The organism is Ruegeria sp. CDSA033 (assembly GCF_059612305.1).
This window is the reverse complement of record NZ_JBXWQI010000006.1, coordinates 127,934-143,239: the sequence shown is the minus strand read 5'-3', so window position 1 is coordinate 143,239 and position 15,306 is coordinate 127,934. Positions and strand designations below refer to the sequence as shown.

The following is a 15,306-nucleotide window of genomic DNA, read 5'->3' as shown; positions in this document are numbered from 1 at the left end:
GGCACAACTGCCCGGCCCTTTTGCAGGAGCGCACGCCGTGAGTTCGAACAGCGATATCGACAATCTGATCGACCTGATGGCCAAACTGCCGGGCCTCGGCCCCCGTTCGGCTCGCCGCGCGGTGCTGCACCTGATCCGAAAACGCACTCTGCTGCTGACGCCCCTGTCGGACGTAATGCAGCAGGTGGCCGCCACCGCCCGTGAATGCCTGAATTGCGGCAATGTGGGCACCACCGATATCTGCGACATCTGCGATAGCGAGGATCGCGCGACCGGAGAATTGTGCGTGGTCGAAGACGTCGCCGACCTCTGGGCGATGGAACGCGCTGCAGTTTTCAAGGGTCGCTATCACGTTCTGGGCGGCACGCTGTCTGCCTTGGACGGCGTCGGCCCGGACGAACTGCGCATTCCCCGGCTCCAGGATCGCGTAATGGCCGAAGGGATTTCTGAGGTCATTCTGGCCCTGAACGCGACCGTCGACGGCCAGACCACAGCCCATTACATTGCCGATCAGTTGGAGGGGCAGGTGCGCCTGACCTCGCTGGCGCAGGGTGTGCCGATTGGGGGCGAGTTGGATTATCTGGATGACGGGACGATTACGGCCGCGCTGAGGGCGCGGAAGGAATTGTGAGCCTGCCTGACAGACCAAAACTCAATAGCTAACTTAATTCGTAACAAATTTGCCTATTTACCGTTCACGTTGGTAGTTTAACGCTGCCTACATAAATTAATTTAATAGGCTGTAATTCCACAGTTTTTTTCGAAGAAACGTAGTACTTCCTTGACGTTTATGGCCCTTAGAGTGAATTGCCCATACTTCCCTTTTGCGACAATCTTCGTAGTTCGATTTGTCTTTAAGATCTGGACGATATCAACGTCGTGCCGCTCAGAAACTGGCCGAAATCGGTTCGCTCCCGACCGGTTAGGCTGCTCAAACTCGAAGTCTTGGTTGCCTACTCTGACGATAGCACGCGAACCCTTTGGGTAGTCACTTCCGAGACCAACAAGCGGCGTTACAGCGTTTCTTTTTTGAGACCCAAACAAAAGCAATGATCCCTTAGGATCGCTCAAAAGTGCTTGGCAAGACAAACCATCCCGTTGTGTCTCTGCAGCAATCACCTGCCATTGTCCAATTGTCGCTGATTTTTCAGAAACAAGCGCAACGGCGGTTCCCGAAATTAACGTGCAAACAAGAATTACAATCAGTGCCTTCATAATCGTGTATCGCCCGGTTTTGAAAACAGAAAATAGTCGTTACAGTTAGTGTCAGATAATCCTTCCACACAAGAAAAATTGTGACAAAACTCAACCAAGGGACTACTAGATGACCCGTTTTCTCGCCCTCACATTTGCCGCCTTCACCGCATCCGCCGCTCTTTCACAAGAGCTCATCGACAAGGGCTTCGTCGAAGGCTGGAACATCATGATGGACCCCGCGCTGGGGAATGGATGCCTGATCCAGACGATCTATCAGGACCTCTCGGTCGTTCGGCTGGGCTATGACGCTCTGGACAATCGGGGATATTTCGCCGTCTACAACAAGGCGTGGGGCGACATCAAACAGGGCGAGAGTTATCCAATCCGGTTCGATCTGGACGGCAAAAGCTATGATGCCACTGCCATCGGCTTCAATCAGCGCGATGTGCCCGGCGCGACCGTGTTTTTCACCGACCGCAGCTTCGTGGATGCGATTGCGCAGAACAAGACCATGACGGTCTACAACCCCGCAGGTGAAGTGGTCATGGCGATTGACCTGAAAGGCACTGCCAAGGCGCTAGAATATGCGCGCGACTGCCAGAACAAGAAACTCTAGCGAATCGGATCAAACAGGGCGTCTTTGGCGGTGCAATCTCGGATTACGTCTCGCCCACAAGGCACGGGTTCAAGGTCACGCGACAGGCACAATCGGACCTCTTCTATATAGCCCTGCTTGCAGGTCACAGTGACCATGTCGCGTTCGAGGCCGGGGTTGGCCTTCAGAAAGGCTTCTTCCACGACCGATGCAGGTAATTTGACCGAGGCATCCAGCTTGCGGAATACCTGAGGACGCTCAACCGCCTCATACGCTTGCCGGGACAGCGCATAATAGTCGGACGCGCTGAGGCCCGAGCAGGTCCCGTGCTTTTTCCACTGATGCCACGCCAGACCGGAACTGCCCTGAATATCCGTCATTTTGCGTGACATAGCGCGCGATGGCGGTGCCTCGGGCGTGCGGCAGAAGGCGGGCCAGCCCTGATGGTACTGAGGCCACAGACCATGCAGGATCCAGCCATGGTCATGCCGGGTGTCGCATTGATCCGATCCGCGCGCATCGCCTTCGCGGGCGCACCAGTTTGGCGACCAGCTAAGCGACAAGACGTAGTAGTCAAACTCGCCCGCTTTTTCGCCATCGCCCAGCGCCGCCATTGCACCAAGAATCCACGAAACCAGCCCCAAAACAACCCAGCGCATTCGCCTCTTCCCTTCTTGCCTTGGCGCGACTATATACGGACCAAGTTCCCCGACAACGGAAACCTGCCCCAAAAAAGGGGCCGCCGAATTCCGGCGACGGGAAAGATGTATTTATAGGAGACGGGCTGATGGCAAAACCGCTTATGGCCAAGGCAACAGCCGTATGGCTGGTGGACAACACCACGATCAGCTTCAAGCAGATCGCGGATTTCGTAGGCATGCACGAGCTTGAGGTGCAGGGTATCGCAGACGGCGATGTGGCCGCTGGCGTGAAAGGCTTTGACCCCATCGCCAACAACCAGCTGACCCAGGACGAGATTGACACCGCGCAGAACAACACGCTGCACAAGCTGAAGCTCAAGTTCAACCCCGCTGCAAGCGGCGAGGAAAAGCGGCGCGGTCCGCGCTATACCCCGCTGTCCAAGCGTCAGGACCGTCCAAATTCGATCCTGTGGCTGGTCAAGTTCCACCCCGAACTCAGCGACGGTCAGATTGCCAAACTGGTGGGCACCACCAAGCCAACCATCCAGTCGATCCGTGAACGGACCCATTGGAACATTTCCAACATGCAGCCGATCGACCCCGTTGCGCTGGGTCTGTGCAAACAGTCCGAGTTGGACGCGATCGTGCAGAAAGCCGCAGCCAAGAAAGCAGCCGAAGGTGGCGTCATGAGCGATGACGAGCGCCGCAAGCTGGTTTCGACCGAACAGTCGCTGGAAATGGACGCGGCGCCGAAGATTCCGACCGCCATCGAAGGTCTGGAAACCTTCTCGCTGTCGGATGAACCTGCGGAAGAGAAAGAAGAAGAACCGATCCTCGACGCGGACAGCTTCTTCAACCTGCCCAAAGGCGGTGCCGACGACGAAGACGAAGACGATCCGCGCCCCTAAAGCACAGACAGCCCCGGCCTGAACGGACCGGGGCTTTTTTACGAGAAAACCATGCTGAACGTTCTTTCCAAACTATTTGGACCGCATCGCGCCGTTTCGATCTATGCCTTTCTGAAGACCTGGGGTTTGCCCGTGGCAGGCGGTGTTGGTCTTGTTGCCGTCGCTGCTGGTTTGCTGATCTTCAACGACAGCGGCGAGCACGAGCATGAGGCATTTATGACCGTCAACGTCTTGTCAGCGACACCCATCAACGGGGACCTCAAGAACGGCGTCATTGCTTCGGTCCGACTGCCGGACGGGTCTGCGACCTCGGTCACTTCGACCGACGCTCCGGTCTCACAAACCGTTGGCACCACGGCCTGCATCGAAAAACGTGTGTACGTGGACAGTGGCGAGGCTCGGTATCGGTTCAAACTGCCGCGCCACTGCGAAGCAGGATAAGTAAAGCCGCCCGGTAAGAACACCGGGTGGCTTTGGTTTCAGATCATCTGGAACAGAATGCCAGCGGTGATGGCCCCGGTGATCCCCAGCCCCAGATAGGTCGCAAAGACCCGTGGTTTGACCAATGACCAGACCGCGGCCATTGCCGGGATCGAACTGACGGCACCCGCGACCATGAAGGACATCGCGGCCCCTGCGCTCATCCCCTGTTCCATCAAGCCAGCCAGCAGCGGCGGCGCGACATAGGAGTTCAGGTAAGCAGGCATCCCGACCAACGCGGCAATGACAATGGGTACAACACCTTCACCGCCAACAACGCGCGCGATCAGGTCAGCGGGAACATAGCTAACCAACAGCGCCTCGAGCACATAGGCCAGAGCCAACCATTTCAGCAGGAACAGGCTGTTGTGAACGAACTCGGACCTGAAGCGCTGACGGCGCTCGGGTTCCTGCCAGAACTTCCAGACAGGTTTGTCCTCTGTTTTAGGTCCGCAACCGCAGCCAGCTGGTTTGTATTCGCGCAGAGGCTGGGCGAACGCACCACCTCGCATCAGGGCACGGACGGCAAAGCCACCAAACAGACCGAGTGCGACCGCTGCAATGGCCTTGCCGATTGCAAATGGCCAACCCAATGCGCCTGCCGTGATCAATAAGGTAGGTGGGTCAATCAAGGGCGAGCTGAGCCAGAATGCCATAACAGCCGACAAAGGCGCACCAAGCGCCAGCAGTCCGGCAATGAACGGAATGACTTCGCAAGAACAGAACGGTGCGAGGCCACCGAAGACCGCTGCGAGAAAGATCATCCGCGTCTCGCGCCCCTCAAAGGCGCGCGCGACCATCACCTCGGCACCTGTCGCCTTGAGGTAAGACAGAAGCAAGACGGCAAACAGAATATACTGGCCGGTATGTGCAAGGGCTTTGCCCGCAAAAGTCACGACCTCTCCCCAGTTGCCGGGGTCAAGGACGGCCACAAGCGCCAGAATGGCTACGATCACTGCCCATGGGGTTTTGATCAGATCAACGGCCACCTTTGCCGGTGCCTTTGGGTTTTGTGTCAGCTCAGCCATCGTTCGCAGCCTTTCCCACTTCGTCCGCGCAGCATTCGCTAAGAATGAACTGCGCGAGGCCTCTCAATTCTTCGTAGTTTGCGCGGTTGATGGTAGCACGCCCGATTTTCTCTTGCTCGACGACTCCGCCGGCCGCGAGAAACCGCAGGTGATGGGCCAATGTCGAAGGCGCAATGCCAGTGCGGTTCTGGATTTCCCCAACGGTCAACCCAGCCTCACCAGCCCGAACCAATGTCTTGAGAACCTTCAGTCGCGCTTCAGAGCCCATGGCCGAGAATCCTGCTGCAGCTGTTTCCCACATTTGACTTCTCCATTAAACTAGATTTCTAGTTATTTAGGTGAGTCGTTCTTTTTCGTCAAGCGCCTTGTTCACGAATTCTCGAGACGAGATTAAGTCCAGATTGCCCTCACCTTAAGTCCACCCTATAAGGCGCTATGGGAATATCGGTCGACACATTCTTTCTGGAACTGAACGGACAGGGCACACTGCAGGCGCAGATCCAGCAGATGATTGCCGAAGGCATCCTGTCTGGCCGGTTTCACGTTGGGGAAAAGCTGCCCTCGTCTCGCAAATTGGCGGCGCATCTGGGTGTTAGCCGGATCACGGTGACACTGGCGTATACGGAACTACTGGCCAATGACTACCTGACTGCCAAAGGCCGGTCGGGGTATTTCGTGTCGCAAAACGCGCCCGTGCCACCCAAGTATTCGCCTGTTCAAAAACGCGATGAAAATGTCGACTGGGACACTGCCCTGGCACGCAGGTTCTCGGATGGGGACGTGCTGCCCAAGCCCAGTAATTGGCGCGATTACAAATACCCTTTCATCTATGGCCAGGCAGATCGGAAATTGTTCGACCACGCCAACTGGCGTCTCTGCGCGGTCCGTGCGCTGGGTCACAAGGATTTTGCATCTCTGACCGGGGACTACATGGATCAGGATGATCCGCTGCTAATTGAATTCATCGCCCGTCACACGTTGCCGCGCCGCGGGATCGCCGCTCGCCCCGAAGAGATCTTGATCACTATGGGCGCGCAAAACGCGCTGTGGCTGGCCTCGCGCATCCTGTTGAACCGCAACCGCACGGCCGTTATCGAAGACCCCTGCTATTATGCACTGCGGGATTTGCTTAACCACTCTGATTGCAAAGTTTCACCACTGGCCGTTGACCGTGACGGACTGACCCCGGATGCGTTGCCGGATGAAACAGATGTGATTTTCACCACACCCAGCCATCAGAGCCCGACAACCGCAACCATGCCCGTCGATCGCCGCCACGAGTTGTTGAAACGCGCCCGCGAGCTGGACGCTATGGTGGTTGAGGACGATTACGAGTTTGAAATGGCCTTTCTGGGATCCCCGTCCCCGGCACTCAAGTCAATGGATCGCGACGGACGGGTGATCTATGTGGGCAGCTTCTCGAAGTCACTGTTTCCCGGATTGCGCCTTGGCTACATTGTCGGGTCCGAGCCCTTTATCCGCGAGGCCCGCGCTTTGCGTTCTTTGGTACTGCGCCATCCGCCGGGCCATATCCAGCGCACTGCGGCCTATTTCCTGTCACTGGGCCATTACGATGCTCAGATTCGGCGTATGTCCAAGACCCTTGCCCGGCGACGCGAAGCGTTGGATGCTGCAGTCGAACAGTACGGGCTTACCGCTGCCGGACGCGGAATCATGGGCGGCTCGTCGCTTTGGATGTCGGCCCCCGAGCGTGTGGACACGACCAAACTTGCCCAAAAGCTGCAGAGCCAGGGCGTCCATATCGAACCAGGCGCCCCGTTCTTCAATGGGTTGCACCGACCGCACAACTTCTATCGCCTTGGATACTCGTCCATTGGCCGGGACCGCATCGGGCCGGGCGTGAAACTGATCGCGGATGCCATCCGGTCCGCCTAGCACGGCTCTGGACATATCCCGCCTAACGTTCTGGCCCTAACGCCGCTTCGCCCCTTGCGCCAAAACCGTATCAAAGGCGGGTGCTGTGCCCGAACCTTTCTTCAATTGTGCGGAGAACACTCAGATGAAAATGACCACTGAAGAGGCCTTTGTTAAGGTTCTGCAAATGCACGGTATCGAACATGCGTTCGGTATCATCGGTTCGGCCATGATGCCGATTTCGGATATCTTCCCGGCCGCAGGCATCAATTTCTGGGACTGCGCCCACGAAGGTTCGGGCGGCATGATGGCGGACGGCTACACCCGTGCCACCGGCAAGATGTCGATGATGATCGCGCAGAACGGCCCCGGCATCACCAACTTTGTGACTGCCGTTAAAACCGCATACTGGAACCACACCCCAGTTCTGCTGATCACTCCGCAGGCAGCTAACAAGACCATCGGTCAGGGTGGCTTCCAGGAAATGGAACAGATGCGCATGTTTGCGGACTGTGTTGCCTACCAGGAAGAACTGCGTGACCCCAGCCGTGTTGCCGAAGTTCTGAACCGCGTCATCCTGCAAGCCAAGCGTGCCTCGGCACCTGCTCAGATGAACATCCCGCGCGACATGTGGACCCAGGTTGTCGACATCGAACTGCCTAAGATCGTCGAATTTGCCGCAACTGCTGGCGGCGACGAAGCGCTGGACGAAGCGGCAGCCCTGCTGTCCGACGCCAAATTCCCGGTCATTCTGAACGGTGCTGGTGTTGTTCTGTCCGGCGCGATCCCCGCATCCGCCGATCTGGCCGAACGTCTGACCGCACCGGTCTGCGTTGGCTATCAGCACAACGACGCCTTCCCCGGCTCGCACCCGCTGTTTGCCGGCCCGTTGGGCTATAACGGCTCGAAGGCCGGTATGGAACTGATCGCCAAAGCGGACGTTGTTCTGGCTCTGGGCACTCGTCTGAACCCGTTCTCGACCTTGCCTGGCTACGGCATCAACTACTGGCCGACCGATGCCAAGATCATTCAGGTTGACCTGAACCCTGATCGTATCGGCCTGACCAAAGACGTGACCGTTGGCATCGTCGGCGACGCCAAGAAAGTGGCCGAAGGTCTGCTGGAACGTCTGGGCGATAACGCCGGTGAAGCAGGTCGCGAAGACCGCAAGAACCTGATCGCCACCACCAAATCGGCTTGGGCGCAAGAACTGAGCTCGCTGACCCACGAGAACGACGATCCGGGCACCACCTGGAACGAGCGTGCACGTGCCGCTAAGCCCGACTGGATGAGCCCCCGCATGGCGTGGCGCGCAATTCAAGCGGCGCTGCCGACCGAGGCAATCATCTCGTCCGATATCGGCAACAACTGCGCCATCGGTAACGCGTACCCGTCCTTCGAAGAAGGCCGCAAGTACCTGGCACCTGGCCTGTTTGGCCCCTGTGGTTACGGCCTGCCTGCCGTTGTTGGCGCGAAAATTGGTTGCCCGGACGTTCCGGTTGTCGGTTTCTCGGGTGACGGCGCATTTGGTATCGCTGTGAACGAACTGACCGCGATTGGCCGCGAAGAATGGCCGGCCGTGACCCAGATCGTTTTCCGCAATTACCAGTGGGGCGCTGAAAAGCGTAACTCGACCCTGTGGTTCGACGACAACTTCGTTGGCACCGAACTGGACCAACAGGTCTCTTATGCCGGTATCGCAACCGCATGTGGTCTGAAAGGCGTCGTTGCACGCACTCAGGACGAGCTGACCGCGGCCCTGAACCAGGCGATCATCGACCAGAAAAATGGCATCACCACTCTGATCGAAGCCATGATCAACCAGGAACTGGGCGATCCCTTCCGTCGCGACGCCATGAAAAAGCCGGTCCGTGTTGCCGGTATCGACGCGGCTGACATGAATACGTCGGCCGGGGCATAATCGCGTGAAGCCACTACGCACAATTCTCGGAGCTGCCAGCAGCTCCGACAAGATCATCGCCCTCGCTGAGGGCGATGATCCACGTGTTGTTGAAGGTGCTTTGAAGGCCCGCAAAGAAGGTGTCGCGCGCATCATTCTGATTGGCGACAAAGCCAAAGTTACTGCCCTGCTGGCCGAACAGGCTGGTCAGGATGTCGACGGCATCGAAATCCACGATCCATCGGACTCTCCCCATGCCGAAGCGTTTGCAGCTGAGCTTTTCGAGCGGCGCAAGCACAAGGGCATGACGCCTGAAAAGGCCGCTGAAGAAATCAAACACCGCCTGAACTATGCCGCGATGCTGGTTCATACCGGTAATGCAGACGGAACCGTCGGCGGAGCTGTTGAGACCACGTCGGCCACAGTGCGCGCCGCTTTGCAGATCATCGGCAAAGCGCCCGACGCGGCCATGGTTTCCAGCTTTTTCCTGATGCTCTACTGCCGCGATCACCACACGGTCCGCGGAGCGCACATCTTTGCCGATTGCGGCCTGGTTGTTGATCCGAACGAACAGGAACTGGCCGAAATCGCCCGGGCATCTGCCGCGTCTTTCAAGGCGCTGACGCACGAGACGCCCCGCGTTGCAATGCTGTCCTTTTCCACCGGCGGCAGCGCCAATCATCCGAAAGTCACGAAGGTCAGCGAGGCCACGCAGATTGCAAAATCGGCTGACCCCGATCTGTTGATCGACGGCGAGCTGCAGTTTGACGCCGCATTCGTCCCCGAGGTGGCTGCAAAGAAAGCCAAGGATTCGCCCCTGCGCGGCGAGGCAAATGTCTTTGTGTTCCCGAACCTCGACGCAGGCAACCTTGGCTACAAGATCGCGCAGCGTATTGGGGGTGCCGAAGCAATCGGCCCGGTCCTTCAGGGGCTGGCGAAACCGGCCAACGACCTTTCACGCGGATGCTCAGCCGAGGACGTTCTGCACATGATCGCGGTTACGGCCGTGCAAGCAGAAACATCCAAAACCCGGACAGACGCCTCGTAAATCCGGCTAAAGCGAAATACTGTTCCGATTGATCTCTGCTCATGAGAATAATCGGATCAAAAGCCACAGGGACCAGAAATGAACCAGCCAATCATTAACACCTCTCCCAAGGTCTCTGACGAGGTCAGAAAAACAACGTGCTACATGTGCGCCTGCCGCTGTGGCATCAACGTACACATGAAGGACGGCAAGGTTGCCTATATCGAAGGCAACCGCGATCACCCGGTTAACAAGGGCGTCTTGTGCGCCAAGGGCTCGGCTGGGATCATGCAGGTCAATGCGCCCTCGCGTCTGCGCGCCCCACTGAAACGCGTCGGTCCACGTGGTTCGGGCAAGTTCGAAGAGATCAGCTGGGACGAGGCGCTGGACATCGCCGTTGGCTGGCTCAAGCCGATCCGTGAAGATAACCCAGAGAAACTGGCCTTCTTCACCGGTCGGGACCAAAGCCAAAGCTTTACCAGCTTTTGGGCGCAGAATTTCGGCACCTGCAACTATGCGGCCCATGGTGGCTTCTGTTCCGTCAACATGGCTGCGGGCGGTATCTATACGATGGGCGGCGCCTTCTGGGAATTCGGCCAGCCCGACTGGGATCACACCAAGCTGTTCATGCTGTTCGGTGTTGCCGAAGATCACGACAGCAACCCGATCAAGATGGGCATCGGCAAGATCAAGGCCCGTGGCGCACGGGTGATCGGCGTCAACCCGATCCGCTCGGGCTATAACGCGGTTGCTGACGATTGGGTCGGGATCACTCCGGGCACCGATGGATTGTTCATCCTGTCGATGATCCACGTGCTGATGAAGGCCGGCAAGATCGATCTGGACTATCTCAGCCGTTATACCAACGCGCCGGTTCTGGTCGACGCGTCCGAAGGCCCCACCAAGGGTCTATTCCTGCGCGATGAGAACGGCAAACCGCTGGTTGTTGACCGCAACACGGGCGAACTGACGGCGTTTGACAAACCGGGGGTCCGCCCCGACCTGTCGGCGACCTTTGAGAAGGATGGCGTCACCCATCGCCCCGTTTTCCACCTGATGGCCGAACGCTACCTTAGCGACGAATACGCGCCCGAGAAGATCGCCGAGCAATGCGGCATCCCCGCCACCCGTATCCGCGCCATCGCAGGCGAGTTGGCCCGCGTTGCCTTTGACGAAGCGTTCGAGCTGGAGCGCGAATGGACCGATTTCCGCGGTGAAAAACACACCAAGATGATCGGTCGCCCGGTTGCCATGCACTCCATGCGCGGTGTCTCGGCCCATGCCAATGGCTTCCAGACCTGCCGCGCACTGCACGTGTTGCAGATCATCCTCGGCACAGTCGAAGTCCCCGGCGGCTTCCGCTTCAAGCCACCCTATCCCAAACCGGTCGAGGCGCACCCGAGACCGCACTGCAAGGTAACCCCGAATACGCCGCTGGACGGCCCGCATCTGGGCTTTGTTCAAGGGCCAGAGGATCTGGCGCTGAAGGCAGACGGCAGCCCGGCGCGGATCGACAAGGCGTTCACATGGGACAACCCGATGTCCAGCCACGGGCTGATGCATATGGTAATCTCGAACGCACATGCGGGCGATCCCTACAAGATCGACACGCTGTTCATGTACATGGCCAACATGTCCTGGAACTCATCCATGAACACCAAGGGTGTCATGGACATGCTGACGGACAAGGATGAAAACGGCGGTTATGTAATCCCGCATATCATCTACTCCGACGCTTATTCGTCGGAAATGGTGGCCTATGCCGACCTGATCCTGCCGGATACCACCTATCTGGAACGGCACGACTGTATCTCTCTGCTCGATCGCCCGATCTGCGAAGCGGATGCTGCAGCCGACGCAATCCGCTGGCCGGTGATTGAACCCGACCGGGATGTCAAAGGTTTCCAATCAGCGCTGGTCGAACTAGCCAACCGCTTGGGCCTGCCCGGGTTCACCAATGAAGACGGCAGCGCCAAATGGCAGGACTACGCCGACTATATCGTCAATCACGAACGCAAGCCCGGCATCGGCCCGCTTGCCGGTTTCCGTGGTGAAAACGGCGATAAGGAAGGCCGCGGCGAGGTCAACCCGGACCAGCTGAACCGCTATATTGAAAACGGCGGCTTCTACGTGGCCCACATCCCCGAAGGCGCGGATTACTACAAACCATGGAACGCAGCCTATCAGGATTGGGCTGTCGGCATGGGCATCTATGACAGCCCGCAGCCTTACCTGTTCCAGCTCTATTCCGAGCCGATGCGCAAGTTCCAGCTTGCCGCCGAAGGCCATGGCGAACGTCAGCCCCCGGAACACCTGCGGGAACGCATCAAAGAGACATTGGACCCGATGCCCATCTGGTACGAAACAGACCAGACCGGCAACGAAGGCTTCACTGTCAACGCTCTGACCCAGCGCCCCATGGCAATGTATCACAGCTGGGGAACCCAGAACGCATGGCTGCGCCAGTTGCACGGCCGCAACCCTTTGTACGTTCCGACCAAACTGATGCGCGAGAATGGCCTGAGCGACGGCGATTGGGCCAAGGTGACCTCACCACATGGCGAAATCACGGTTCCGGTCATGGAAATGGCGGCCCTGAACGAAAACACCGTCTGGACCTGGAACGCCATTGGCAAACGCAAAGGCGCATGGGCTCTGCAAGAAGACGCGCCCGAGGCCACCAAAGGGTTCCTGCTGAACCACCTGATCCACGAGCTGCTGCCGCCCAAGGGCGATGGTCTGCGGTGGGCAAACTCTGATCCCATCACCGGTCAGGCCGCATGGTTCGACCTGAAAGTGAAGATCGAAAAAGCTGACGCACCAACGGATGCGGAAAGCCAACCGGAGTTCCCACCGATTGAATCTCCGGTCGGAACTGGACCGAAGGATTTGGCATGGAAGGTAGGCAAATGATTCGATCCCTGCTTCATCTGGTTAAAAGTATCCCGGGGTCTGGGGCAGCGCCCCAGTCCGCCCTCACCACAAAAGCGGAGGCAAGGTAGTCATGACCCAGCTCCCCACATCCACCGACCGCAAGATGGGTCTGGTCATCGACCTGGACACCTGCGTTGGCTGCCACGCCTGCGTCATCTCATGCAAAGGCTGGAACACCGAAAACTACGGCGCGCCGCTATCCGATCAGGACGCTTATGGTGCCAACCCATCCGGCACATTCCTGAACCGGGTGCACTCTTACGAGGTGCAGCCTGCGGAAGGTCACGCCCAGCTAATCCACTTCCCAAAATCCTGCCTGCACTGCGAGGACGCGCCTTGCGTCACCGTTTGCCCCACAGGGGCCAGCTACAAGCGGGTCGAGGACGGCATCGTGCTGGTCAATGAAAGCGACTGCATCGGCTGTGGCCTGTGCGCGTGGTCCTGCCCCTACGGCGCACGTGAACTGGATCAGGCCGAAGGGGTGATGAAGAAATGCACCCTCTGTGTTGACCGTATCTACAACGAGAACCTGCCTGAAGTGGACCGTGTTCCGTCCTGCGTGCGTACCTGTCCCGCAGGCGCGCGCCACTTTGGTGATCTGGGCGATGCGGACAGCGATGTCAGCAAACTGGTCGCCGAACGCGGGGGCATGGACCTGATGCCGGAAATGGGCACCAAACCCGTCAACAAATACCTGCCGCCACGGCCCAAGGATAACGTCGAAGATCAGATCGACATCCTGGCCCCGTTGCTGGCCCCGGTCGCTGAAGAGCCCAAAGGGTTCCTTAGGTGGCTGGACAAGACCTTGGAGAAGCTCTGATGCATCCAGCACCTTCCGTCATCATTTTCACCACCTTGTCGGGTCTTGGCTTTGGACTGTTGTTCTTTTTGAGCCTCGGTCTGCCAGACGTCTCTGGCTGGGTCGCTTTTGTCTTTTTCGCCATCGCCTACGCCCTGTCCGTTGGCGGCCTGATGGCGTCCACCTTTCACCTTGGCCACCCCGAGCGGGCCTGGAAAGCGTTTACGCAATGGAAGACCAGCTGGCTCAGTCGCGAAGGCTGGTGCGCGGTCATCGCTCTGATCGTCATGGGGCTTTATGCGATTGGCGTAATCTTCCTGGGCCAACGCTGGAGCCTTCTTGGCTGGATCGGTGCGCTGTTCTCGCTACTTACCGTCTTCACCACGTCTATGATCTACACGCAGCTCAAAACCATTCCCCGCTGGAATATGAACCTGACTCCGGCCATGTTCCTCAGCTTCAGCCTGGCAGGCGGCGCACTGTTGGCCGGGCAAGTCCGAGTGGCGCTGCCGCTGCTGTTGATCGCGGCGCTGGTGCAGATATTGTATTGGAAAAAGGGCGACAAAGCTCTGGAGGAGTCCGGCACAGATCTGGGCACGGCAACCGGATTGGGCGATCGCGGCACAGTGCGTGCATTTGAGCCTCCTCATACCGGCACCAACTATTTGCTGCGTGAATTCGTTCACGTCGTTGGCCGCAAGCATGCCGAAAAGCTGCGCATCATCTCGTTTGCGTTGGCGTTTGTTCTGCCGGTTATCCTGCTGCTGTTGCCATTCGGCCATTTCTTCGCGCTGCTGGCAGTGCTGTCCCATCTGGCCGGTGTTGCGACGTCACGCTGGCTGTTCTTCGCACAGGCCGAGCATGTCGTCGGACTGTATTACGGAAAACGGTAGGGGGCTCTGCCCCCGTCGCGGCAAGCCGCGACTCCCCCGGGATACTTTTGGCCAGATGAAGTCTGGATCCGGAACAAAAAAAGGCGGCGCTCGAGGTTCGAGGCCGCCTTTTTCTTTCTTGAATTCGCCTTAGATAAGGCCTGCGTGCTGAAGCGCCGCGTCGATCGCCGATTTGGTGCCGCTTTCCAGCCCTGACAGGGGCGAGCGGACTTCTTCGGTGCACAGACCCAATTTGCTGAGCGCGTATTTGGCACCCACGAGGCCGGGCTCGATAAAGATCGCTTCGTGCAGGGGCATCAGGCGGTCCTGATACTCCAACGCTTTGGCATAGTCGCCGTTCAGCGTCGCCTGCTGGAATTCGGCACACAGTTTGGGTGCGACGTTCGCGGTGACCGAAATACAGCCCACACCGCCATGCGCGTTGAAACCAAGCGCCGTCGCGTCCTCGCCGGACAGCTGGCAAAAGTTTGGACCGCAGGAGGCGCGCTGTTGGCTGACGCGGGCCAGATCTCCGGTTGCGTCCTTTACACCCACAATGCGCGGCAGTTTCGCCAACTCACCCATGGTTTCAGGGGTCATGTCGACTATTGACCGACCGGGAATGTTGTAGATGATGATCGGGATATCCGCGCAATCATGCAGTGCGCGAAAATGCATCAGCAATCCCTTTTGCGTGGGCTTGTTGTAATAAGGCGTCACGACCAGAGCTGCATCGGCACCTACTTTCTGCGCGAATCGCACGAACCGGATGGCCTCGACAGTGTTGTTTGACCCCGCACCCGCGATCACGGGAACACGACCAGCCGAGGCCCTTACAACCTCATCCACAACAGTTTCATGCTCTTCGTGGCTCAGGGTGGGACTTTCGCCGGTGGTGCCAACGGGAACCAGCCCGGTGGAGCCTTCCTGAATCTGCCATTCCACCAAGTGTTTGAGCGTCTTCAGGTCCAACTCGCCGTTGCTAAACGGTGTGACGAGGGCTGGCATAGAGCCTTTGAACATGACACGCTCCTTAGGTGCAGTTTGTAA

General features: G+C 58.3%; 15 protein-coding genes. 10 read left to right on the top strand and 5 right to left on the bottom strand.

From position 1 onward, the window contains the following. Positions 1–37: 37 nt before the first annotated feature. On the top strand, positions 38–631 hold the full coding sequence (gene recR, locus AC2FLA_RS10745; protein WP_496722094.1) for a recombination mediator RecR: 594 nt from the start codon (positions 38–40) through the stop codon (positions 629–631). A 101-nt stretch (positions 632–732) separates the two neighbouring features. Here recR and AC2FLA_RS10740 read toward each other — a convergent pair whose 3' ends face one another. Further along, a complete protein-coding gene (locus tag AC2FLA_RS10740) occupies positions 733–1,215 on the bottom strand; it encodes a hypothetical protein (RefSeq protein ID WP_496722092.1) in 483 nt (160 codons plus the stop codon). Between the two features lie 109 nt (positions 1,216–1,324). On the opposite strand from AC2FLA_RS10740, the gene AC2FLA_RS10735 reads away from it, so the two are divergent. Continuing rightward, on the top strand, positions 1,325–1,813 hold the full coding sequence (locus AC2FLA_RS10735) for a hypothetical protein (protein ID WP_496722090.1): 489 nt from the start codon (positions 1,325–1,327) through the stop codon (positions 1,811–1,813). Here the strand turns inward: AC2FLA_RS10735 and AC2FLA_RS10730 are convergent. Continuing rightward, complete coding sequence (locus AC2FLA_RS10730) at positions 1,810–2,451, bottom strand: ribonuclease T2 family protein (RefSeq protein WP_496722088.1); 642 nt, start codon at positions 2,449–2,451, stop codon at positions 1,810–1,812. The genes AC2FLA_RS10735 and AC2FLA_RS10730 overlap by 4 nt on opposite strands. Before the next feature lie 128 nt (positions 2,452–2,579). Here AC2FLA_RS10730 and AC2FLA_RS10725 point away from each other — a divergent pair, with 128 nt between their 5' ends. Next, on the top strand, positions 2,580–3,341 hold the full coding sequence (locus tag AC2FLA_RS10725; protein WP_058279793.1) for a DUF1013 domain-containing protein: 762 nt from the start codon (positions 2,580–2,582) through the stop codon (positions 3,339–3,341). 51 nt (positions 3,342–3,392) lie between these two features. Further along, positions 3,393–3,782, top strand: a complete 390-nt coding sequence (locus AC2FLA_RS10720; protein ID WP_108861162.1) for a hypothetical protein — start codon at positions 3,393–3,395, stop codon at positions 3,780–3,782. Positions 3,783–3,820: 38 nt separating this feature from the next. On the opposite strand, the gene AC2FLA_RS10715 is transcribed toward AC2FLA_RS10720, so the two are convergent. Both AC2FLA_RS10715 and AC2FLA_RS10710 read right to left on the bottom strand, forming a co-directional pair. Continuing rightward, positions 3,821–4,849 (bottom strand): permease, encoded by a 1,029-nt coding sequence (locus tag AC2FLA_RS10715; protein WP_496722086.1) that lies wholly within the window; start codon positions 4,847–4,849, stop codon positions 3,821–3,823. Then, positions 4,842–5,150, bottom strand: a complete 309-nt coding sequence (locus AC2FLA_RS10710) for an ArsR/SmtB family transcription factor (RefSeq protein WP_058272522.1) — start codon at positions 5,148–5,150, stop codon at positions 4,842–4,844. The genes AC2FLA_RS10715 and AC2FLA_RS10710 overlap by 8 nt, the downstream gene beginning before the upstream one ends. A 134-nt stretch (positions 5,151–5,284) precedes the next feature. Between AC2FLA_RS10710 and pdxR the strand changes: the two genes are divergently transcribed. The 6 genes from pdxR to AC2FLA_RS10680 all read left to right on the top strand — a co-directional run bounded on the left by pdxR (position 5,285) and on the right by AC2FLA_RS10680 (position 14,277). Next, positions 5,285–6,745 carry a MocR-like pyridoxine biosynthesis transcription factor PdxR gene (pdxR, locus tag AC2FLA_RS10705; protein ID WP_282153009.1) on the top strand — a complete coding sequence of 487 codons (1,461 nt, stop codon included), beginning with the start codon at positions 5,285–5,287 and terminating at the stop codon, positions 6,743–6,745. 124 nt (positions 6,746–6,869) lie between these two features. Beyond that, a complete protein-coding gene (gene xsc / locus AC2FLA_RS10700) occupies positions 6,870–8,645 on the top strand; it encodes a sulfoacetaldehyde acetyltransferase (RefSeq protein WP_282153008.1) in 1,776 nt (591 codons plus the stop codon). A 4-nt stretch (positions 8,646–8,649) separates the two neighbouring features. Further along, positions 8,650–9,672: a phosphate acetyltransferase gene (pta, locus tag AC2FLA_RS10695; protein ID WP_496722084.1), complete on the top strand. Its 1,023-nt coding sequence runs from the start codon at positions 8,650–8,652 to the stop codon at positions 9,670–9,672. Between the two features lie 78 nt (positions 9,673–9,750). Next, positions 9,751–12,564, top strand: coding sequence for a molybdopterin oxidoreductase family protein (locus AC2FLA_RS10690; protein ID WP_496722082.1), 2,814 nt, complete (start codon positions 9,751–9,753; stop codon positions 12,562–12,564). Positions 12,565–12,655: 91 nt separating this feature from the next. After that, positions 12,656–13,405: a 4Fe-4S dicluster domain-containing protein gene (locus AC2FLA_RS10685; protein ID WP_496722080.1), complete on the top strand. Its 750-nt coding sequence runs from the start codon at positions 12,656–12,658 to the stop codon at positions 13,403–13,405. Continuing rightward, positions 13,405–14,277: a dimethyl sulfoxide reductase anchor subunit family protein gene (locus AC2FLA_RS10680; RefSeq protein ID WP_496722078.1), complete on the top strand. Its 873-nt coding sequence runs from the start codon at positions 13,405–13,407 to the stop codon at positions 14,275–14,277. The genes AC2FLA_RS10685 and AC2FLA_RS10680 overlap by 1 nt, the downstream gene beginning before the upstream one ends. A 129-nt stretch (positions 14,278–14,406) precedes the next feature. Here the strand turns inward: AC2FLA_RS10680 and dapA are convergent, their stop codons facing one another. After that, the gene (dapA, locus tag AC2FLA_RS10675; protein ID WP_496722076.1) at positions 14,407–15,279 is read right to left on the bottom strand and encodes a 4-hydroxy-tetrahydrodipicolinate synthase; all 873 of its coding nucleotides are present in this window, start codon (positions 15,277–15,279) and stop codon (positions 14,407–14,409) included. Positions 15,280–15,306: the final 27 nt, after the last annotated feature.

Bases quoted from the DNA above. Each gene is read 5' to 3' on its own strand.
- AC2FLA_RS10740 (WP_496722092.1), bottom strand. From the start codon at position 1,215: ATGAAGGCACTGATTGTAATTCTTGTTTGCACGTTAATTTCGGGAACC.
- AC2FLA_RS10735 (WP_496722090.1), top strand. From the start codon at position 1,325: ATGACCCGTTTTCTCGCCCTCACATTTGCCGCCTTCACCGCATCCGCC.
- AC2FLA_RS10730 (WP_496722088.1), bottom strand. From the start codon at position 2,451: ATGCGCTGGGTTGTTTTGGGGCTGGTTTCGTGGATTCTTGGTGCAATG.
- AC2FLA_RS10725 (WP_058279793.1), top strand. From the start codon at position 2,580: ATGGCAAAACCGCTTATGGCCAAGGCAACAGCCGTATGGCTGGTGGAC.
- AC2FLA_RS10720 (WP_108861162.1), top strand. From the start codon at position 3,393: ATGCTGAACGTTCTTTCCAAACTATTTGGACCGCATCGCGCCGTTTCG.
- AC2FLA_RS10715 (WP_496722086.1), bottom strand. From the start codon at position 4,849: ATGGCTGAGCTGACACAAAACCCAAAGGCACCGGCAAAGGTGGCCGTT.
- AC2FLA_RS10710 (WP_058272522.1), bottom strand. From the start codon at position 5,150: ATGTGGGAAACAGCTGCAGCAGGATTCTCGGCCATGGGCTCTGAAGCG.
- pdxR (WP_282153009.1), top strand. From the start codon at position 5,285: ATGGGAATATCGGTCGACACATTCTTTCTGGAACTGAACGGACAGGGC.
- xsc (WP_282153008.1), top strand. From the start codon at position 6,870: ATGAAAATGACCACTGAAGAGGCCTTTGTTAAGGTTCTGCAAATGCAC.
- AC2FLA_RS10690 (WP_496722082.1), top strand. From the start codon at position 9,751: ATGAACCAGCCAATCATTAACACCTCTCCCAAGGTCTCTGACGAGGTC.
- AC2FLA_RS10685 (WP_496722080.1), top strand. From the start codon at position 12,656: ATGACCCAGCTCCCCACATCCACCGACCGCAAGATGGGTCTGGTCATC.
- AC2FLA_RS10680 (WP_496722078.1), top strand. From the start codon at position 13,405: ATGCATCCAGCACCTTCCGTCATCATTTTCACCACCTTGTCGGGTCTT.
- dapA (WP_496722076.1), bottom strand. From the start codon at position 15,279: ATGTTCAAAGGCTCTATGCCAGCCCTCGTCACACCGTTTAGCAACGGC.